The following is a 629-nucleotide window of genomic DNA, read 5'->3' on the forward strand; positions in this document are numbered from 1 at the left end:
GGCCTGTACTGCTCGTTGGCCAGCACATCCGCGATACTGTCGTTGGTGAGTGCGGTACCGAAAAGCAGTGTCCCGTAGATGAGCTTGCCCCACAGGTAGCCCCAAATATTATCCGTCAAAATGGCTTTCGGTTCGAACTCCTCCATCAACGCATAAATTTGCTCGATGCGGGCTGTACGCTTGCCGTYCAACTCGCCGACCACGACTGCGCCGTGGCCGCTATAGTGCACGACGCCCGGCTCGAGATAGTCTGCGCCGAAATTGACGAAACAGCCGATGACCCGGCGCTCACCTATAATCTTGCTGATGACCATTTCGTTGAGGCCGTTTTGTGCCGACACAACACAGCCATCGTCAGCAACATGTGGCAGCAGAGCTTTCGCCGCAGCTTCGGTATGGTGGGCCTTCACGCAGAGGAAAATCCGATCGAACTTGCCCTTCAGGTGCTCCGGGGTAAAGGCTCTGGCCTTTACGGTGTCCTGAAAGATCGGCCCCTCGATCCTTAGACCGTTGGCATTTATTGCAGCGACATGATTGGCCGCGTTGTCGACGAAAATCACCTCATGTCCCACCCGGATGAACGCCGCTCCAAGAGTACCGCCTATTGCGCCAGCGCCCCAGATAAGGAT

At 56.4% G+C, this 629-nt stretch carries 1 protein-coding gene; it reads right to left on the reverse strand.

Features of this window, described 5'->3' with window-relative positions:
• On the reverse strand, positions 1-629 hold a 629-nt coding region (locus tag ACXJ5O_RS29115), incomplete at both ends, for a ketopantoate reductase family protein (RefSeq protein ID WP_457302934.1).

The sequence above is a fragment of the Phyllobacterium sp. P5_D12 genome, from assembly GCF_054049495.1.